Source organism: Cyanobium sp. Cruz CV13-4-11 (genome assembly GCF_024346055.1).
Classification (GTDB): Bacteria; Cyanobacteriota; Cyanobacteriia; order PCC-6307; family Cyanobiaceae; genus Cyanobium.
In genome coordinates this window covers 79,022-95,153 of record NZ_JAGQCH010000009.1, presented here as the reverse complement: position 1 = coordinate 95,153, position 16,132 = coordinate 79,022, and the positions used below count along the sequence as shown (strand labels likewise).

14 protein-coding genes are annotated in these 16,132 nt (G+C 69.5%); 10 read left to right on the top strand and 4 right to left on the bottom strand.

Annotation, left to right across the window (positions count from 1 at the left end):
• Positions 1-35: 35 nt before the first annotated feature.
• Complete coding sequence (locus KBZ12_RS09005; RefSeq protein WP_254957588.1) at positions 36-1,259, bottom strand: bifunctional 2-polyprenyl-6-hydroxyphenol methylase/3-demethylubiquinol 3-O-methyltransferase UbiG; 1,224 nt, start codon at positions 1,257-1,259, stop codon at positions 36-38.
• Between the two features lie 149 nt (positions 1,260-1,408).
• Between KBZ12_RS09005 and KBZ12_RS09000 the strand changes: the two genes are divergently transcribed.
• The 7 genes from KBZ12_RS09000 to KBZ12_RS08970 all read left to right on the top strand — a co-directional run bounded on the left by KBZ12_RS09000 (position 1,409) and on the right by KBZ12_RS08970 (position 9,510).
• Entirely contained in the window at positions 1,409-4,435 is a 3,027-nt protein-coding gene (locus KBZ12_RS09000) for a phycobilisome rod-core linker polypeptide (protein ID WP_254957587.1), read from the top strand.
• A 383-nt stretch (positions 4,436-4,818) separates the two neighbouring features.
• Positions 4,819-5,304 carry an allophycocyanin subunit alpha apoprotein gene (locus KBZ12_RS08995; RefSeq protein ID WP_015110589.1) on the top strand — a complete coding sequence of 162 codons (486 nt, stop codon included), beginning with the start codon at positions 4,819-4,821 and terminating at the stop codon, positions 5,302-5,304.
• Positions 5,305-5,347: 43 nt separating this feature from the next.
• The gene (gene apcB, locus KBZ12_RS08990; RefSeq protein ID WP_216906017.1) at positions 5,348-5,836 is read left to right on the top strand and encodes an allophycocyanin subunit beta; all 489 of its coding nucleotides are present in this window, start codon (positions 5,348-5,350) and stop codon (positions 5,834-5,836) included.
• Between the two features lie 46 nt (positions 5,837-5,882).
• Complete coding sequence (locus KBZ12_RS08985) at positions 5,883-6,083, top strand: phycobilisome linker polypeptide (RefSeq protein WP_216906015.1); 201 nt, start codon at positions 5,883-5,885, stop codon at positions 6,081-6,083.
• A 130-nt stretch (positions 6,084-6,213) separates the two neighbouring features.
• Complete coding sequence (locus KBZ12_RS08980; RefSeq protein WP_396100924.1) at positions 6,214-7,440, top strand: FtsW/RodA/SpoVE family cell cycle protein; 1,227 nt, start codon at positions 6,214-6,216, stop codon at positions 7,438-7,440.
• A 25-nt stretch (positions 7,441-7,465) separates the two neighbouring features.
• Positions 7,466-8,194 (top strand): cytochrome c biogenesis CcdA family protein, encoded by a 729-nt coding sequence (locus tag KBZ12_RS08975; protein WP_254957586.1) that lies wholly within the window; start codon positions 7,466-7,468, stop codon positions 8,192-8,194.
• Positions 8,191-9,510: a cytochrome c biogenesis protein ResB gene (locus KBZ12_RS08970; RefSeq protein WP_254957585.1), complete on the top strand. Its 1,320-nt coding sequence runs from the start codon at positions 8,191-8,193 to the stop codon at positions 9,508-9,510. Before KBZ12_RS08975 ends, KBZ12_RS08970 begins: the two co-directional genes overlap by 4 nt.
• Before the next feature lies 1 nt (position 9,511).
• Here the strand turns inward: KBZ12_RS08970 and queF are convergent, their stop codons facing one another.
• A complete protein-coding gene (gene queF / locus KBZ12_RS08965) occupies positions 9,512-9,931 on the bottom strand; it encodes a preQ(1) synthase (RefSeq protein WP_254957584.1) in 420 nt (139 codons plus the stop codon).
• 196 nt (positions 9,932-10,127) lie between these two features.
• On the opposite strand from queF, the gene KBZ12_RS08960 reads away from it, so the two are divergent.
• The gene (locus tag KBZ12_RS08960; RefSeq protein ID WP_216906005.1) at positions 10,128-10,466 is read left to right on the top strand and encodes a P-II family nitrogen regulator; all 339 of its coding nucleotides are present in this window, start codon (positions 10,128-10,130) and stop codon (positions 10,464-10,466) included.
• A 45-nt stretch (positions 10,467-10,511) separates the two neighbouring features.
• On the opposite strand, the gene KBZ12_RS08955 is transcribed toward KBZ12_RS08960, so the two are convergent.
• The gene (locus tag KBZ12_RS08955; RefSeq protein WP_254957583.1) at positions 10,512-11,372 is read right to left on the bottom strand and encodes a TlyA family RNA methyltransferase; all 861 of its coding nucleotides are present in this window, start codon (positions 11,370-11,372) and stop codon (positions 10,512-10,514) included.
• 141 nt (positions 11,373-11,513) lie between these two features.
• Between KBZ12_RS08955 and KBZ12_RS08950 the strand changes: the two genes are divergently transcribed.
• Both KBZ12_RS08950 and purB read left to right on the top strand, forming a co-directional pair.
• Positions 11,514-11,726 (top strand): hypothetical protein, encoded by a 213-nt coding sequence (locus tag KBZ12_RS08950; RefSeq protein WP_254957582.1) that lies wholly within the window; start codon positions 11,514-11,516, stop codon positions 11,724-11,726.
• Positions 11,727-11,778: 52 nt separating this feature from the next.
• Positions 11,779-13,074: an adenylosuccinate lyase gene (gene purB, locus KBZ12_RS08945; protein WP_254957581.1), complete on the top strand. Its 1,296-nt coding sequence runs from the start codon at positions 11,779-11,781 to the stop codon at positions 13,072-13,074.
• Between the two features lie 16 nt (positions 13,075-13,090).
• On the opposite strand, the gene KBZ12_RS08940 is transcribed toward purB, so the two are convergent.
• Positions 13,091-15,850, bottom strand: a complete 2,760-nt coding sequence (locus tag KBZ12_RS08940) for an RNA helicase (RefSeq protein WP_254957610.1) — start codon at positions 15,848-15,850, stop codon at positions 13,091-13,093.
• Between the last annotated feature and the right edge of the window lie 282 nt (positions 15,851-16,132).

Genomic DNA, 16,132 nt, shown 5'->3' with positions numbered 1-16,132 from the left:
CTGTCTTGGCGTGCGGACTTTATCACTCGGCCCGTTCAGGCTCTAAGCAACAGAAGCACCTGCTCCGCCAGCAGTCGCCGCGCCGCCGCCAGCCGCTCTTCGGGGCCCAGGGCCACCGGAAGCGCCCCGATCGGGGTGCCGGCGGGGGCTGCCTCGAGGGCCTCCATCAGGGCGAGCTCCGGCTCGGAGATGGTCAGGGGCCGCAGCTCCGGCCCCAGGAGCGCGGTGGACGGCCAGCCCCACAGACAACGGTTGCGCTCGCCGCCGGCCGCCAGCAGGGCCTCATCGCTCCAAGACTCCGACGCCGGGCCCGCTGCCCCGTCGCCGTCCTGGCGCCGCAGGAAGAACTCGAAATGGCTGATGTCGGGATCGAGGCTCTCCACCAGGGCCCACTGCTGCGCCGGCGGCAGGGCCCGGGCCCGCTCCAGCAGCTCCCCCTGCAGCAACCGGGCCGGATCCCAGACCTCCGGATTGGAGAAACCGGCAAAGCGGACCCCGGGCTGATCGACGAAACGAAACAGGCGCTCCAGGTCGTAACTGGTCTCCTGGGGGTGGAGGTACATATCGGCGAAGTTGGCATCGGCGGCGGTGTCGAGGGCCCAGCGCTGCTCGTGGTGCCGCCGCAGGCGGTTGGTCTCGGGAAGGGTATGGAACAGCTCCCGCCCCAGCCGCAGGCCGGCCGGCCCGGTGCCCACCCCCATCAGGGCCAGGGCCCGCTGGGTGCGGTGGATCTCCCAGCGCCCTCCATCGGCATAGAGAAAGAGATGCAGCAGGCCCCCCGGCCGCAGCAGGGGGACCAGGGCGCGCAGACCCAACGCGGGTTGGTCGAGGTGATGCAGCACCCCCACCGAGTTGATGTAGTCGAAGGGGCCCTCCCCGGCCAGGTCGAGCAGGCTGCGCTGCTCAATGCGCAGCTCCGCCACCTGGGCAGCGGCTCCGGAGCGGGCGGTGCGCTCCCGGGCCACCGCCAGGGCACCGGCACTGATGTCCACCGCCAGCACGGCGGCCCCCGGGTTGAGATGGCAGAGGTAGTCGGTGCTCACCCCCGTACCGCAGCCGGCGTCGAGGATCCGCCAGGGGCGCGGCCCAGGCGGCAGGGCCCCGTCCACGGCCGCCACGACGCTGTCCACGCACCAGCGCCAGTTGTATCCCGGTGGCGGGCCGTCCTGGAGAGGGTCCCCCGGGTAGGGGAAACGGTCGTAGAAGGCGCTCACCACCGGCGTGGCGGCATCCAGCGGGGCCTCCGGGGGGTGATCCATCAATGCCTTGGTGCAGGGTCCGGCAGCATTCCACGGCGTCGGCCGCTGTTCAGCCTGAGCCCCGGGGAAGGCTGCAAACATTTGTTCATCCCCCGCCGGGGGGCCAGGGGCGCAGCCGTAACGTGACCCAGCCCGGCTCGCTCTCGTTCATGACCGTGACCGCCAGCAGCGGCAGCACCAGGGTTGCCCCCCAGCGCTACGACACCCTGCCGCTCTCCAGCGTCCGGAAGGCGGAGCAGCAGGACCGTTTCCCCGACGGCGGCGAACTGGACGCCCTGACCACCTTCTTCCGCAGCGGCCAGATCCGTGTCGAAGCGGCCCGACGGATCTCCGCCAACGCCGACGCGATCGTGGCCAGGGCCGCCAACCGCATCTTCACGGGCGGCACCCCCCTCTCCTATCTCGACGCCCCCCTGAGCACCCCCAGCGCTGGGGCGGCCGATGCTGTCGCCCTCGCCGCCGACCAGGCCGCGTTTCAGCGCTCGGTGCGCACCTTCGCCCAGGGCTCCGGGGGCAGTGGCCTGCTCGGCCGGATCCTGGAGGGCGTCCAGGCCGACGCCGATGTGCGGGTCGTGCTGCCTAGCGGCTTCAACCCCATTTCGGTGGCGATCTACGGCAACGCCCGCATGCGCAAGTCGCTGCGGGACATGGCCTGGTTCCTGCGCTACGTGGGCTACGCGGTGATCGCGGGCGATCCCAGCATCCTGGCCGTGAACACCCGTGGCCTCCGCGATGTGCTCGAAAAGGCCTGCTCCCTGACGGCCACCAACGTGGCCCTGCAGGAGATGCGCGCCGCCGCCGCCAGCCTGTTCAAGGGGGAACCGGAATCCCGCCAGCTCGTGATCGACTGCTTCAACGTGCTCCTCAAGGAGCTTGAGGTGGCCACCCCCTCCACCCGGGCCCGCCTCGGCAGCCCCGTCAACCAGGGTCTGCAGCTCCCCGCCACCTATGCCCTCGCCGCCGAAGGCGCCCAGCGCTTCGTGATGCGGCCACGCCTGTCCGGCGCTGAGAAGGCCGAAATCATCCGGGCCGCCTACCGCCAGGTGTTCGAGCGGGACATCGTCAAGGGCTACTCCCAGGTGGTGTGCCCGGTGGAGGCCACCCAGGTGCGCCAGGGCCAGCTCTCGATGCGAGAGTTCATCCGCGCCCTCGGTCGCAGCAAGGTCTACCAGCGGCAGTTCTATGGCCGCTTCTCCAACAGCCGGGTGGTGGAACTGGCCTTCCGCCACTTCCTCGGCCGCGGTGTGAGCTCGATCGAGGAGTTCCGCCAGTACTTCGCCATCGTCAGCACCAAGGGCCTGGGCGGCCTCGTTGACGCCCTGGTCAACGGCATGGAGTACGCCCGGGTCTTCGGTGAGGAAACGGTTCCCTACCTGCGCGACATCGGCGAGGAGGCCCAGGAGAGCGCCGGCTGGGGGTCCAACCGCAATCTCTTCCGCTTCAGCGCCCCGTTCGAAGGTGCGCCCCAGTACATCACCCTCTACGCCTCCTACCGCCAGCCCCTCGCCGACCAGCACCCGTACGGCGGAGGCAACGACCCCCTGGCCCTCACCTACGGGGCGATCTTCCCCTCCAGCACGGCTTCGGTGGCCACCCGCCCGGCGCCCTTCAGCTACGACACCCGTCGGATCCTGATCGGCAACGGCATGGCCCAGCCCGGGCCCATGGACAGCGCCCAGTTCCGCAAGGCCACCCCACGCCGGGTGGGTCCGAAGGTGGTGCGCCTGCGCCAGATCGCCACCGGCGGCAGCTCCACCCCCCGCCGGGGCGGCCAGCCCAGCATCCGCGGCACCGAATCCAGCACCCAGGCCGTCATCAATGCGGTCTACGTGCAGGTGCTGGGCACCGCCGGCTACGCCGGTGAACGCAACAAGGTCGAGGAGATCAAACTCGAGAACGGCGACATCAGCCTGCGGGAGTTCGTGCGCCAGGTGGCCCGCTCCAACGCCTTCCGTCGTCGCTACTGGAGCGGCCTGTACATCACCAAGGCCATCGAGGTGATGCACCGCCGCCTCCTCGGCCGGCCCAGCTTCGGCCGCTGGGAGATCAACGCCTACTTCGACACGGCGGCCCGCAAGGGCTTCTACGGCGTCGTCGACGCCATGCTCGAAGGCCGTGAGTACAACGAGTGCTTCGGCGAGGACACCGTCCCCTACGAACGCTTCATCACCCCGGCCGATCGCAACGCCCGCCGGATACCCGGCCTGGTGCGGACCCTCGAGACGGTCGCCGACATCACCCCCCTCCAGCGCCCCATCGTTCCGGTCGCCCAGGTGCTGCGCACCGTGGGCGACCTGGTGCCCCGCAACCTGACGGCCCGACCGAACGTGCGTGGCCAGTGGAAAGCCGATGTGGCCGGTGGCCAGAGCGCCTCGGTCTCTTCCGGCGTCCCCAGCGGTCCCCAGACGGTCAAGCAGGCACCGGCCCCCACCCGCAGCTGGAGCCAGACCCGCTGGCAGCCTGGCGGCGGGTCTGCCCCGCTCTGGCGCAGTGGTGTCTCCAGCGCGGGAGGCGGCAATGGCTACGGGGCCCCCGCCAGCATCGGCATCGCCGGCAGCTGGAAGGCCATGGTGGGCACCAACCTGCTGAGCGGCGCCGCCGTGGCTCCCGACGGGGCGATGGCCAAGGCCCTGCGACCCGGCTCCCCCCAGGGCTTCAGCCGTCGTCAGAGCCTGGCCCGTCCCGTGCAACTGCTCCGGGATCCCAGCGAAACCCAGGTCCAGGCGGTGGTGCAGGCGGTCTACCGCCAACTGCTCAACCGCGTGCCTTTCGCGGCCGAGCGCCAGATGGATCCGGAATCCCAGCTGCGGGACGGCCAGCTCTCGGTGGCCGAATTCGTCTCCCAGATCGCCGGCAGTGATCTCTTCCAGCAGAGGCTCCAGCGGATGGCCCCCCTGCGGGCGGCCTCGGCTGCCTACCTGGCCCTGCTCGGCCGTGCCGCCATGCCGACGGAAGTGAGCCGGTTCCTCGCCACCCGTGCCACGGCCGGCCAGCAGGCGGCCGTGGCCGAACTGCTCAACGCCCGGGAGTACGCCTCGGCCTTCGGCCAGGACACGGTGCCCTACCTTCGAGGCCTGGCCACCGAAGATGGCGTCCCGCTCACCACAGTCAACCGCACCGCCTCCCTCTACGGCGGCAATGGGGGTCTGACCCCCTCGGTGCGGGGGGCGATCTGACCCTCTCCCCGCCGATCGAGCCTCTCCCCTGAACGAGCGCTTCCGGTGCTTTAGCGAACCCCCGGGTCAGCCTCGGGGGGTTTCTTTTGGCCTGTCTCAACAACGAGACGGGGAGATTGGGCTGTGAATGCGCTTGCGGTACACCAGAGGACGGCAACAAGAGATGAACAATTGCTGCGCTTGAATGGTGTTAAGAACTCCCGCGAAAGCCCTTGCAAGCCAAGGGATCTCGCCAACACATCCGCCGTGAAGAACTGTTACCGGCCCCCATGGGAGCGCGGGGCCTTGCCACAGAATGATGCGACGGTCGGCCAAGCCGATCACCCTTACCCACCGGATACCGGTCTCCTTCACGGTGACCGCTTGTTTCGAGGCAGAACTGCATGAGCATCGTCTCCAACTCGATCATCAACGCGGACGCCGAAGCCCGCTACCTCAGCCCTGGCGAACTTGACCAGATCAAGTCGTTTGTGGCAGGAGGTCAGCGTCGTCTGCGCGTCGCCCAGGTCCTGGCTGAAAGCCGGGAGCGCATCGTGAAGCAGGCCGGAGGCCAGCTTTTCCAGAAGCGCCCCGATCTCGTATCCCCCGGCGGCAACGCCTACGGGGAAGAGATGACGGCTTCCTGCCTGCGCGACATGGACTACTACCTGCGCCTGGTCACCTACGGCGTGGTCGCCGGGGATGTGACCCCGATCGAAGAGATCGGCGTCATCGGGGCCCGCGAGATGTATCGCGCCCTCGGCACCCCCCTCGAAGCCATGGCGGAAGCCGTGCGCGAGATGAAGACCGCAGCCACAGGGCTCCTCACCGGCTCCGATGCCGAAGAGGCCGGCTTCTACTTCGACTACGTGGTCGGCGCCCTCTCCTGAGGTTTCACCTCCCTCCCGTCCATCGCCATCAAACCCAGGATCCATGCAAGACGCCATCACCAACGTCATCAACCAGGCCGACGTCCAGGGGCTCTATCTCGACGGCGGCTCCATGGGGCGCCTCGAGCAGTACTTCGCCAGCGGTGAGCTGCGGGTGCGGGCCGCCGCCACCATCAGCGCCAACGCCTCGGCCATCATCAAGGAAGCTGTCGCCAAGGCCCTGCTGTACTCGGACATCACCCGTCCGGGCGGCAACATGTACACCACCCGTCGGTATGCGGCCTGCATCCGCGACCTCGACTACTACCTGCGCTACGCCACCTACGCCATGCTGGCCGGTGACACGTCGATCCTCGACGAGCGTGTGCTGAACGGCCTCAAGGAGACCTACAACTCCCTGGGTGTGCCCATCGGCGCCACGGTGCAGTCGATCCAGGCCATGAAGGAAACCACCGCCTCCCTCGTCGGTCCCGATGCCGGTCGTGAGATGGGCGTCTACTTCGATTACATCAGCTCCGGCCTGGGCAACTGATCCCCAGCAACGCCCCCACCACGGCACGTTTTCCGAGGATCACCCCATGCGCCTGTTCAAGATCACGGCCTGCATCCCCTGCCCCGACAAGGCGCGCAGCCAGAGGGAACTGCAGAACACCTACTTCACCAAGTGGGTGCCCTATCACAGCTGGTTCGCCGAACAGCAGCGGATCATGAAGCAGGGCGGCAGGATCCTGAAGGTGGAACTGGCCACCGGCCGTCGTCAGCAGAACTGCGGCAACTGAGTGCCCCCGGCACCACCGCTCCAGCGCCCGGCCCATGGCCGGGCTTTTTTGTGCCTCGACCGACACGCCCACCGGCGGAGACGGAGAAATGTTCAGGGCGACTCGACAAACCCGCCTTCGTGACGGCTGAATGGGCCATTCCCGGATCCCTGCCCCGCCCTTGTCCACTACTTCGCCACGCCAGCTCCGCAGCCGTCCAGGCGCCGGCTGGATGCCGCTGCCCTGGCAGCAGTGGCCGGCAGAAGCCCGCCTGTTGCTGGGCCTGGTGGCCCTCTGGAGCCTGGTGGGCCTGCTGGTGCTCACCTCCGCCAGCTGGTGGGTGGCCGAACGGGAGATGGGGGACGGGGCCTACTACGTCAAGCGCCAGGCCATCTGGCTGGTGGCCAGCTGGGGGCTGCTCTGGCTCGCCATGCGCACAACGTTGCGACGCTGGCTGCACCTGGCGGCACCGGCCCTGCTGGTGGGCGCCCTGCTGGTGGCCGCCACCCTCGTCGTGGGCACCACCGTCAACGGGGCCAGCCGCTGGCTGGTGCTCGGTCCCATTCAGTTGCAGCCCTCGGAGCTGATCAAGCCCTTCATCGTGCTGCAGGGCGCGGTGATCTTCTCCCACTGGCGCCGCATCGCCCTCGACCAGAAACTCCTCTGGATCGGCATCTTCGGGGTGGTGATCCTGCTGATCCTCAAGCAGCCCAACCTGAGCACCGCCGCCCTGCTCGGCCTGCTGCTCTGGCTGATGGCGCTGGCCGGCGGGCTGCCCCTGGCGATGCTGCTGGGGGCGGCCGGCGGCGGCGTGGTGCTGGGCAGTCTCAGCATCATGATCAACCCTTACCAGCTCGCCCGGGTCAGCTCCTTCCTGGACCCCTGGCGCGTCGCCCAAGGCGACGGCTACCAGCTGGTGCAGAGCCTGCTGGCCATCGGCTCGGGGGGGGTGCTCGGCACGGGATTCGGGCTCTCCACCCAGAAGCTCCAGTACCTGCCGATCCAGACCACCGACTTCATCTTCGCCGTGTTCGCCGAGGAGTTCGGCTACATCGGCTCGGTGATGCTGCTGCTGTTCCTGGTCATCTTCGGTTTCGTCGGTCTGCGGGTGGCCCTGGCCTGCCGCAGCAACCAGCACCGGCTGGTGGCCATTGGCTGCACCACCCTGCTGGTGGGCCAGTCGATCCTCAACATCGCCGTGGCCAGCGGCTCCATGCCCACCACCGGTCTGCCCCTGCCGATGATCAGCTACGGCGGCAACTCTCTGCTGAGCAGCCTGTTCCTGGCCGGGTTGCTGCTGCGCTGCTCCCTGGAGTCCTCCGGACTTGAGTCGGTCCGGCCGCGGCGCCGGGCCCAGCGGCCTGCCCCGATAGGCTGAGCCTTGCTGCCACACCTGACCGGTCATGCTCAGTTCCGGGCTGCCGTTCGCCGACTGGGCCCGCAGCAGTGAACTGCTGCTGCAGGGCTCCCTGGCCCACCCCGGCCCCCTGACCCTGGCGGTCGTGTTCAGCGGCGGCCTGCTCACCAGCCTCGGCCCCTGCTCCCTCTCGCTGCTGCCCGTGACCCTGGCCTACCTGGCCGGCTTCGGCACAGAGGCTCAGGGCCGTGCCCCCTGGCAGCGCAGCGTCAGCTTCGCCGCCGGCATCGTGGCGGCCCTTGTTCTGCTCGGCCTGGCCAGTGGCCTGATGGGTCGTCTTTACGGCCGCATCCCCGGCCAGCTGCCCCTGCTGGTCGCCGTCGTGGCCGTCGTGATGGGCCTCAACCTGCTGGGCCTGCTGCGCCTGCCCCTGCCGGCGGGGCCCGATCCCGAGCGCTGGCGGCGGCGGGTGCCCGCCCCGCTGGCCCCCCTGGCGGCGGGGCTGGCCTTCGGCCTGGCCGCCACCCCCTGCACCACCCCGGTGCTGGCGGTGCTGCTGGCCTGGATGGCCCAGAGCGGCCAGCCCTTGGTCGGCATGCTGCTGCTCTGCAGCTTCGGCGCTGGCCAGGTGCTGCCCCTGCTGCTGGCCGGCACCGTGGCCGCCTCCCTGCCCGCTCTGCTGCAGCTACGCCAGCTGGGCCAGTGGGTGCCACCGATCAGTGGCGTGGTGCTGCTCGCCAGCGGCGGCCTCACCCTCCTGTCGGTGCTGCCATGACCGGCAGCGCCCCTTCCCCCTGGCGCCCCCTGCAGCGGCTGGCCGGCTGGATCTCCGACCTGCGCCTGGCCATCGGCCTGCTGCTGATCATCGCCCTGGCCAGCGGCATCGGCACCGCCATCCCCCAGAAGGAGGAAGCGGCCTTCTACCACCAGCTCTACGACCCCAAACCCTGGCTGGGCCTGCTGGGCGGGGACGGGGTGCTGCGGCTGCAGCTGGATCACGTCTATTCCAGTGGCTGGTTCCTGGGCCTGCTGGCCTGGCTGGGCCTGTCCCTGATCCTGTGCAGCTGGCGTCGCCAGTGGCCCGCCCTGCAGGCCTCCCTGCGCTGGATCGACTACCGCAGCCCCCGCCAGCTGAGCAAGCTGAGCGTGGCCGAAACCCTCGTGACCAGCGAGCCCGTAGCGGGCCTGGAGCGGCTGGAAGCCGATCTGCGCGGCTCGGGCTGGCAGATCCGCCGCCAGGACGATCGCCTGGCGGCCCGCCGCGGTGTGCTGGGCCGGGTGGGCCCGTTGCTGGTCCATGCCGGCATGGTGGTGCTGATGGTGGGGGCGGCCTGGGGCGCCCTGGGCGGCCAGCGCCTGGAGCGCTTCCTCGCCCCGGGCCGGGAGCTGGAACTGCTCGACAGCCGCGGCAGCACCCAGGTGACCCTGGCCCTCGACGACTTCCGCATCCAGCGGGATCCGGCCGGCCGCCCTGAGCAGTTCTCCTCCAACCTGCGGCTGATCTCCCCCGGCGACAGCGCCCCCACCACCGCAGCCGCCATCAGCGTCAACCATCCCCTGCGCTACCGCGGCATGACCCTGTACCAGGCGGACTGGTCCCTGGCGACGATCAGCCTGCAGCTGGGGCGCAGCCCGGTGCTGGAGCTGCCCCTGCAGAGCTTCCCCCAGCTCGGCGATCAACTCTGGGGGCTGGTGCTGCCCACCCGCCCCGATGGCTCCGAGCCGGTGCTGCTGAGCCTCACCAGCGAACAGGGGCCGGTGCAGGTGTTCGGCCCCGACGGCGAAGCCCTGGCCCAGCTGGTGCCCGGCGGAGAGGCCCAGGAGGTGAAGGGTCTGCCGATCCGGGTAGCAAGCGTGCTGCCGGCCAGCGGCATCCTGCTCAAGCGCGATCCCGGCGTGCCCCTCGTCTACTCCGGCTTCGCCATCGCCCTGCTGGGCGGCGGCCTCAGCCTGGTGGCCACCCGCCAGCTCTGGGCGATCGCCGATGGGGCCGGCGGCAGGCTGCATGTGGCGGGCCTCTGCAACCGCAACCTCACCGCCTTCGCCTCCGAGCTGCCGGCCCTGCTGCAGCGACTTGAACCCCAGCCCTGACTCAGCAGGGCTGGCGCACGCCATGGCTGACCCGCACCACGGTGTGGACATTGCCGCGGGGGTTGAAATCGGCCTCCAGCTGCATCCAGGCCGGATCGCAGGCGCTCACCAGGTCGTCCAGGATCCGGTTGGCTGCCTCCTCGTGGGAGATCGAGCGGTTGCGGTAGCTGTTGATGTACAGCTTGAGGGCCTTGAGTTCCAGCACCCGGGGCCCCGGCTGATAGAGGAGCCGCAGAACGGCGAAATCGGGATAACCGGAAAAGGGACAGGTGCAGGTGAACTCGGGCAGTTCGATCGCCACTTCGTAAGGCCGGGCCACGCGCGGATTGGGGAAACAGATCAGCTCCGCCTCGGCGATGGCCCGCTCGCCATAGCGGGGGGTCACGGTCTCAGACGGGGCCGCCGGCGTTGGCGTGGCCATGGTCGGTGGGGGAAAGGGATCGGATTTCGACCGTACAGGACGCCTCCGGCGACCGGCGACGCCGGTCAGCGGCCCGGAGTTCACGTAGCAACCGTTACGACGACCCCTGCAAGGCTCGGCGGTAATGGTGCCGTCCCCTGCCCAGGGGGGGACTCTGAGAGACTCCAACCGTCGCCTTCCTGACCGCAGCACAGCCATGAAGAAAATCGAGGCCATCATCCGCCCCTTCAAACTCGAGGACGTGAAGATCGCCCTTGTGAATGCGGGCATCGTTGGCATGACCGTCAGCGAAGTTCGCGGATTCGGTCGGCAGAAGGGGCAGGTGGAGCGCTATCGCGGTTCCGAATTCACGGTCGAATTCCTGCAGAAACTCAAGCTCGAAATCGTCGTCGACGATGAACGGGTGGCCACGGTGGTCCAGGCGGTGCAGGACGCGGCCCGCACCGGTGAGATCGGCGACGGCAAGATCTTCATCAGCACCGTCGATTCCGTGATTCGGATCCGCACCGGCGACCTCGACAGCGGCGCCATCTGAGCCCCCGCTCCCGCCGCCCTGACCCTGACCCTGGCCCTGGGCCCCTCAGTCCTCGGCCAGGCTGTCCTTCGATGGCCTGTCTTTGGCCAGGGTGTCCTTCACAAGAGCCGCGATCCTGCCGGACCAGTCCGTGCCCTCGGAGGGAAGCTCGGCGCCGGCGCCGGGCGGCACGAGCCAGAGCAGGTACTCGTGGTTGCCGGCTGGCCCGGTGAGGGGCGAGGCCACCAGTCCCGCCGGATGCCAGGCCAGCTCCCGGGCCGCAGCGATCACGCTGGCGATGGCATCGGCGTGGGCGGCCGGATCCCGCACCACCCCCCCCTTGCCCACCCGCTGGCGGCCCACCTCGAACTGGGGTTTGACCAGCAGCAGCGCTTCGCCCGTCTCCAGCAGCAGGGCGCGCAGGGCCGGCAGCACCCGGGTGAGGGAAATGAACGAGACATCGGCGACGGCCAGGTCGGGCCAGGGGTCCCCTTCGCCATAGAGGGCCTCCGGGGTGAGGTGGCGCAGGTTGGTGCGCTCCCGCAACACCACCCGGTCATCGGTGCGCAGGCTCCAGGCCGTCTGGCCGTAGCCGACATCGATCCCGTACACCCTCACGGCACCGTGCTGCAGCAGGCAATCGGTGAATCCGCCGGTGGAGATGCCGCCGTCAAGGCACACCCGGCCTTGCACTTGGAGCGGCAGGGCCGTCAGGGCCCCCTCCAGCTTCTCCCCCCCGCGGGAGACGAACCGGGGCGGCTGCTCCACCTCCAGCAGCAGGGTCTCGGGCACCTCGGTGCCGGGCTTGTCGAGCACCTCTCCGCCACCACGCACCCGGCCGGCCCGGATCAGCTGCTGGGCCTGCTGGCGGCTGGCCACCAGACCCAGATCCACCAGGCGGCGATCGAGCCGCTCCTTACGGGCCATCGTGCGTTTCGGCCATGGGTGCTACCGCTCCACCGGCATGTTGTCATCGAACAGCGATCCAAACCGAACAAAAACCGATGACCGGAGGGTTCGGCTCAGAACGGTCGCAGGATGGCGCCACAGTCTCCCTCGCTTCCTCCCATGGCTGCCCCCGGATCCACGGCTGCCCCCGGATCCAATGTGGTGGAGTTGCTTCACCCCGGAAGCTTCGTGAGACTGCGCGACCATCCCGAGGATCTGCCCCCCTTCCAGCTGATCCACCGCCGCGGCACCCGCTGCTGGGTGCGCCAGCAGGCCTGGGGGTCGATGGTGCACCTGGAGCTGCCCTACCGCCGCCTCACCGCCGCCGCCTGAGCCGGTGGGGGCGGCTCGATAGGTTGGGGGATCCTTCGCTACCGCCCGGCCCTTGATCGAGCGTTACACCCTCCCGGAGATGGGCGACCTCTGGAGCGAGGAAGCCAAGTTCCGCAGCTGGCTCGAGGTGGAGATCGCCGCCTGCCAGGCCAACGCCGAGCTGGGTCGGGTGCCGGCCGAAGCGATGGCCGCCATCCGCGAGAAGGCGGCCTTCGAGGTGCCCCGCATCCTGGAGATCGAAGCGGAGGTGCGCCACGACGTGATCGCCTTCCTCACCAACGTCAATGAGCACGTGGGCGATGCGGGCCGCTACATCCACGTGGGCATGACCAGCTCCGACGTGCTGGACACCGGCCTGGCCCTGCAGCTGAAGGCGTCGGTGGCGGTGCTGCGCACCGAGCTCGATGGCCTCGCCGAGGCCCTGCGCCAGCTGGCCCGGGCCCACAAGGACACGGTCATGATCGGCCGCTCCCACGCCATCCACGGCGAGCCGATCACCTTCGGCTTCAAGGTGGCCGGCTGGCTGGCCGAAACCGAGCGCAACCGTGAGCGGCTGGAGCGGCTGGAGCGGGTGGTGGCCGTGGGCCAGATCAGCGGCGCCATGGGCACCTATGCCAACACCGACCCGCAGGTGGAGGCGATCACCTGCCGGCTGCTGGGCCTGGAGCCCGACACCGCCAGCACCCAGGTGATCGGCCGCGACCGCCATGCGGAATACGTCCAGACCCTGGCCCTGGTGGGCACCTCCCTGGAGCGCTTTTCCACCGAGATCCGCAACCTGCAGCGCTCCGACGTGCTGGAGGTGGAGGAGAACTTCGCCAAGGGCCAGAAGGGCAGCTCGGCCATGCCCCACAAGCGCAACCCGATCCGCAGCGAACGCATCAGCGGCCTGGCCCGGGTGCTGCGCAGCTACACCGTGGCGGCCCTGGAGAACGTGGCCCTCTGGCACGAGCGCGACATCAGCCACAGCTCGGTGGAGCGCATGATGCTGCCCGACTGCTCCGTGACCCTGCATTTCATGCTGCGGGAGATGACCGCCGTTGTGGAGGGGCTGGGGGTGTACCCGGAGAACATGGCCCGCAACATGAACGTCTACGGCGGCGTCGTGTTCAGCCAGCGGGTGCTGCTGGCGCTGGTGGAGGCGGGTCTGAGCCGGGAGGAGGCCTACCGGATCGTGCAGCGCCATGCCCACGCCGCGTGGAACAGCGATGGGGGCGACTTCCGCGCCAACCTGGCGGGCGATCCGGTGGTCACCACTCACCTGAACGCCGAGCAGCTGGCGGCGTGCTTCGCCACCGACCTGCACCGCGCCAACCTGGACGTGATCTGGGAGCGACTGGGAATCTGAAGGGGGCGGCCGCCCTCTACCCGGCCGGCGGCCGCTCCGTCGCCGGATCCAGCTTGCCGTTGCCGCTGGCCAGCAGATCCTCGATCTCGCAGACGGGGAAGCGGTTGATGCTCTTGAGCGCCAGACGTGAGTTGCGGCGCAGCTGCTCGCTGATCGCCTCGCCGTAGGGAATCTGGGCGAGGAGGTCGACGGTGCGGCGCAGGATCCGCACCACATCCCCCTCATCGAGGGAGGTGTTGGCGATGACGTCGTTCCAGCTGGCACCCCGGGCCCAGGCATGGACCAGGCCGGTGAGTTCCGGCTCCCACCACACCGGCACCACCACCGAGGCCCGTTCCTGCTGGCGCTGCAGCTCGCGCCGCAGGCCGCGCAGATCGTGGAGCGCCTCCTCGGAGGCCGGTGGCGGCGGGTAGCCGCACCAGAGATCGGGCCGGTTCACTTCGGTGGAGATGGCCTCCAGCACCGCCGCCAGTTCGGCCGGATCGAGGCCATCGAGGTGGCCGCTCATCAGGGCGAGCCCCAGCCAGAGTTCGTTGTCGCCCCGCAGGGCCGCCACGGTGCGGCCCACCTCGGTGGGCTCCAGCCCCTCCTCGCCATCGAGGGCGCCGAAGAAGCGCAGGATGTCGATCAGGGACAGGAAGGTGTCCCAGTGGCGGTTGGCCCGGTGGTGCAGCAGCCGCTGCCGTTCGCCGATCTCCTCCTCCAGTTCCTCCATGCGGCGGCGGTGCTTCTTGAGGTGCTTGCGGTCGCCCCAGCGGTGGGCCGGGTGGGCCTCCAGCTCCTGCTCCAGCTGCTGCACCCGCTGGCCCTGCTGCTGCACCTCTCCGGCCAGGTCGTAGCGGGGGGTGTGCATGTCGTGGCGGCGGGCCATCGAGGACACCGCCAGGGCCAGGCCGCCGCTGGCGTTGTCGCCGTGGCGCAGCTCGTTGGCGTGGTGCAGCTCCGGCGGCTCCAGCTGGTTCACCTGCAGGCAGCTGAGCTCGGCGTGCAGGGTCACCACCGCGTGGCAGGGCAGCAGGATCCAGACGTTCTCGTCGGTGAGGCAAAGCAGCAGCGGGAACTGGCCGGAGCCGGGCACCTTGGCCACGATCACCGCCGGGGTGACCCGGCTGCGCAGGGCCGGCGCCTTGACGCTCACCAGGGTGCCCTCGCTGGCGAACTGCAGGGCCAGGGTGAGCTCGTGGGCCAGGGTTTCCTCGGCCTGCTGCTGCAGGATCCGGTGCAGGCGGCGCTCCTCCCTCAGCCGGCCGCGCACCTTCTCGTAGTCCTCGAAGTCGTCCCAGGGCACCTCGCCGCCACTCGATTCCAGGCTGGCCAGCTGGGCCATCAGCTCGGCGATGCGGGCCTCGTCCTCGGCCAGATCCAGTCCCGCCAGGTAGCGGCCGAAGCTGCGCTCCACCAGCTCCCGGGCCTTGGCCAGGTCGTAGCGCTGCAGCAGGTTGAGCACCATGCCGTAGCTGGGGGTGAACTGGCTCACCAGGGGATCGGCCGGACTGGTGGCCAGCGCCCCGGCCTCCCTGACCCCCTCGAACCGGCTCTGCACCGTCACCACGTAGCCCTGCGTATCCAGGCCGCGGCGGCCAGCGCGCCCCGCCATCTGCAGGAATTCGCTGCCCATCAGGGGCCTGTGGCCCCGCTCGGTGCGCTTGGAAAGGGCCGAGATCACCGTGGTGCGCGCCGGCATGTTGATGCCCGCGGCCAGGGTCTCGGTGGCGAACACCACCTTGATCAGCCCCTGCTGGAACAGCTCCTCGATCAGTTCCTTCCAGGCCGGCAGCACGCCGGCGTGGTGGGCGGCGATGCCCCGCAGCAGGGCATCGGCATGGCCGCCCTCCCGCACCGCCTCGGGGGTCACCGCCATGAAGGCGTCCAGCCGCTGGCGGATCCGCGCCTGCTCTTCGGCGTTGACGAGGCACACCTTGGCCAGGTCGCGCACGGAGCGGTCGCAGTTGCGGCGGCTGAAGATGAAATAAATGGCCGGCAGCATCTCCCGCTCCGCCATCTGGGCCACCACGAAGCCGATCGGCGGCGCCTCCGGCTGGGGCGGCCGCGGTTCCTTCGGTCCCTTGCGACGGGTGGATTTCGGAGGGCGCCAGACCTTGCAATTCGGATGCAGTCCGGTGCCCTCGTCATTGAGCAGCGGGTGCAGGCCCTTGGCGCTGCAGAAGCTGAAGGCCAAAGGGACGGGGCGGAAGTCGCTGTGGATCAGCCGGGTGGGGCCATGCACCCGCTCGATCCAGTCCGTCAGTTGCCCGGCATTCGCCACCGTGGCCGAGAGCGCCACCAGTTGCACCCGCGTGGGGCAATGGATGATCGATTCCTCCCAGACGGTGCCCCGCTGGGTGTCGTTCATGTAATGGCACTCATCGAGCACCACGGCCTCCACATCGGCGAGGGGATCGTCGTCGGCGTGGTCGATCTCCGCATAGAGCATGTTGCGGAAGATCTCGGTGGTCATCACGACCACCTGGGCCTCCCGGTTCAGGCTCAGATCGCCGGTGAGCAGGCCCACCTTCTCGTGGCCGAACTGGTGGCGGAAATCGCGCAGTTTCTGGTTGGAGAGGGCCTTGAGGGGCGTGGTGTAAAAAACTTTCTGGCCATGGGCCAGGGCCCGGTGGATGGCGTATTCGCCTACCAGGGTCTTGCCGGAGCCGGTGGGGGCGCTCACCACCACCGAGTGGCCCTGGTTGAGGGAATCGATCGCCTCCAGCTGGAAGCCGTCCAGGGGGAAGGGGAACAGCTCCTCCACCGGGGGGACGGCCTTGTTCAGGGCCATGCCGCCGATCACGCCGTCGCTGGGCCCGTCGACGCGGGTGGAGCTGCCAACGTCGGGGCTCTTGGGCATGGTGGAATCCTATGGGCTGGCCGCCCCGGGGGAGCGTGGCTCAGGCCGATGCCGAATCCCGACCACACGGCGCCAGGACCAGCCAATGGTTCACGCACGTCCCTGGCCGAACCTGCACCGAACGGGATCCCAGGTGGCGCTCTGGGAATGGAACTCCCAGGGGAGATGGGGCACCGCAGCGAACAGCCTGGGGCTCACTACGCCGATGGGCTG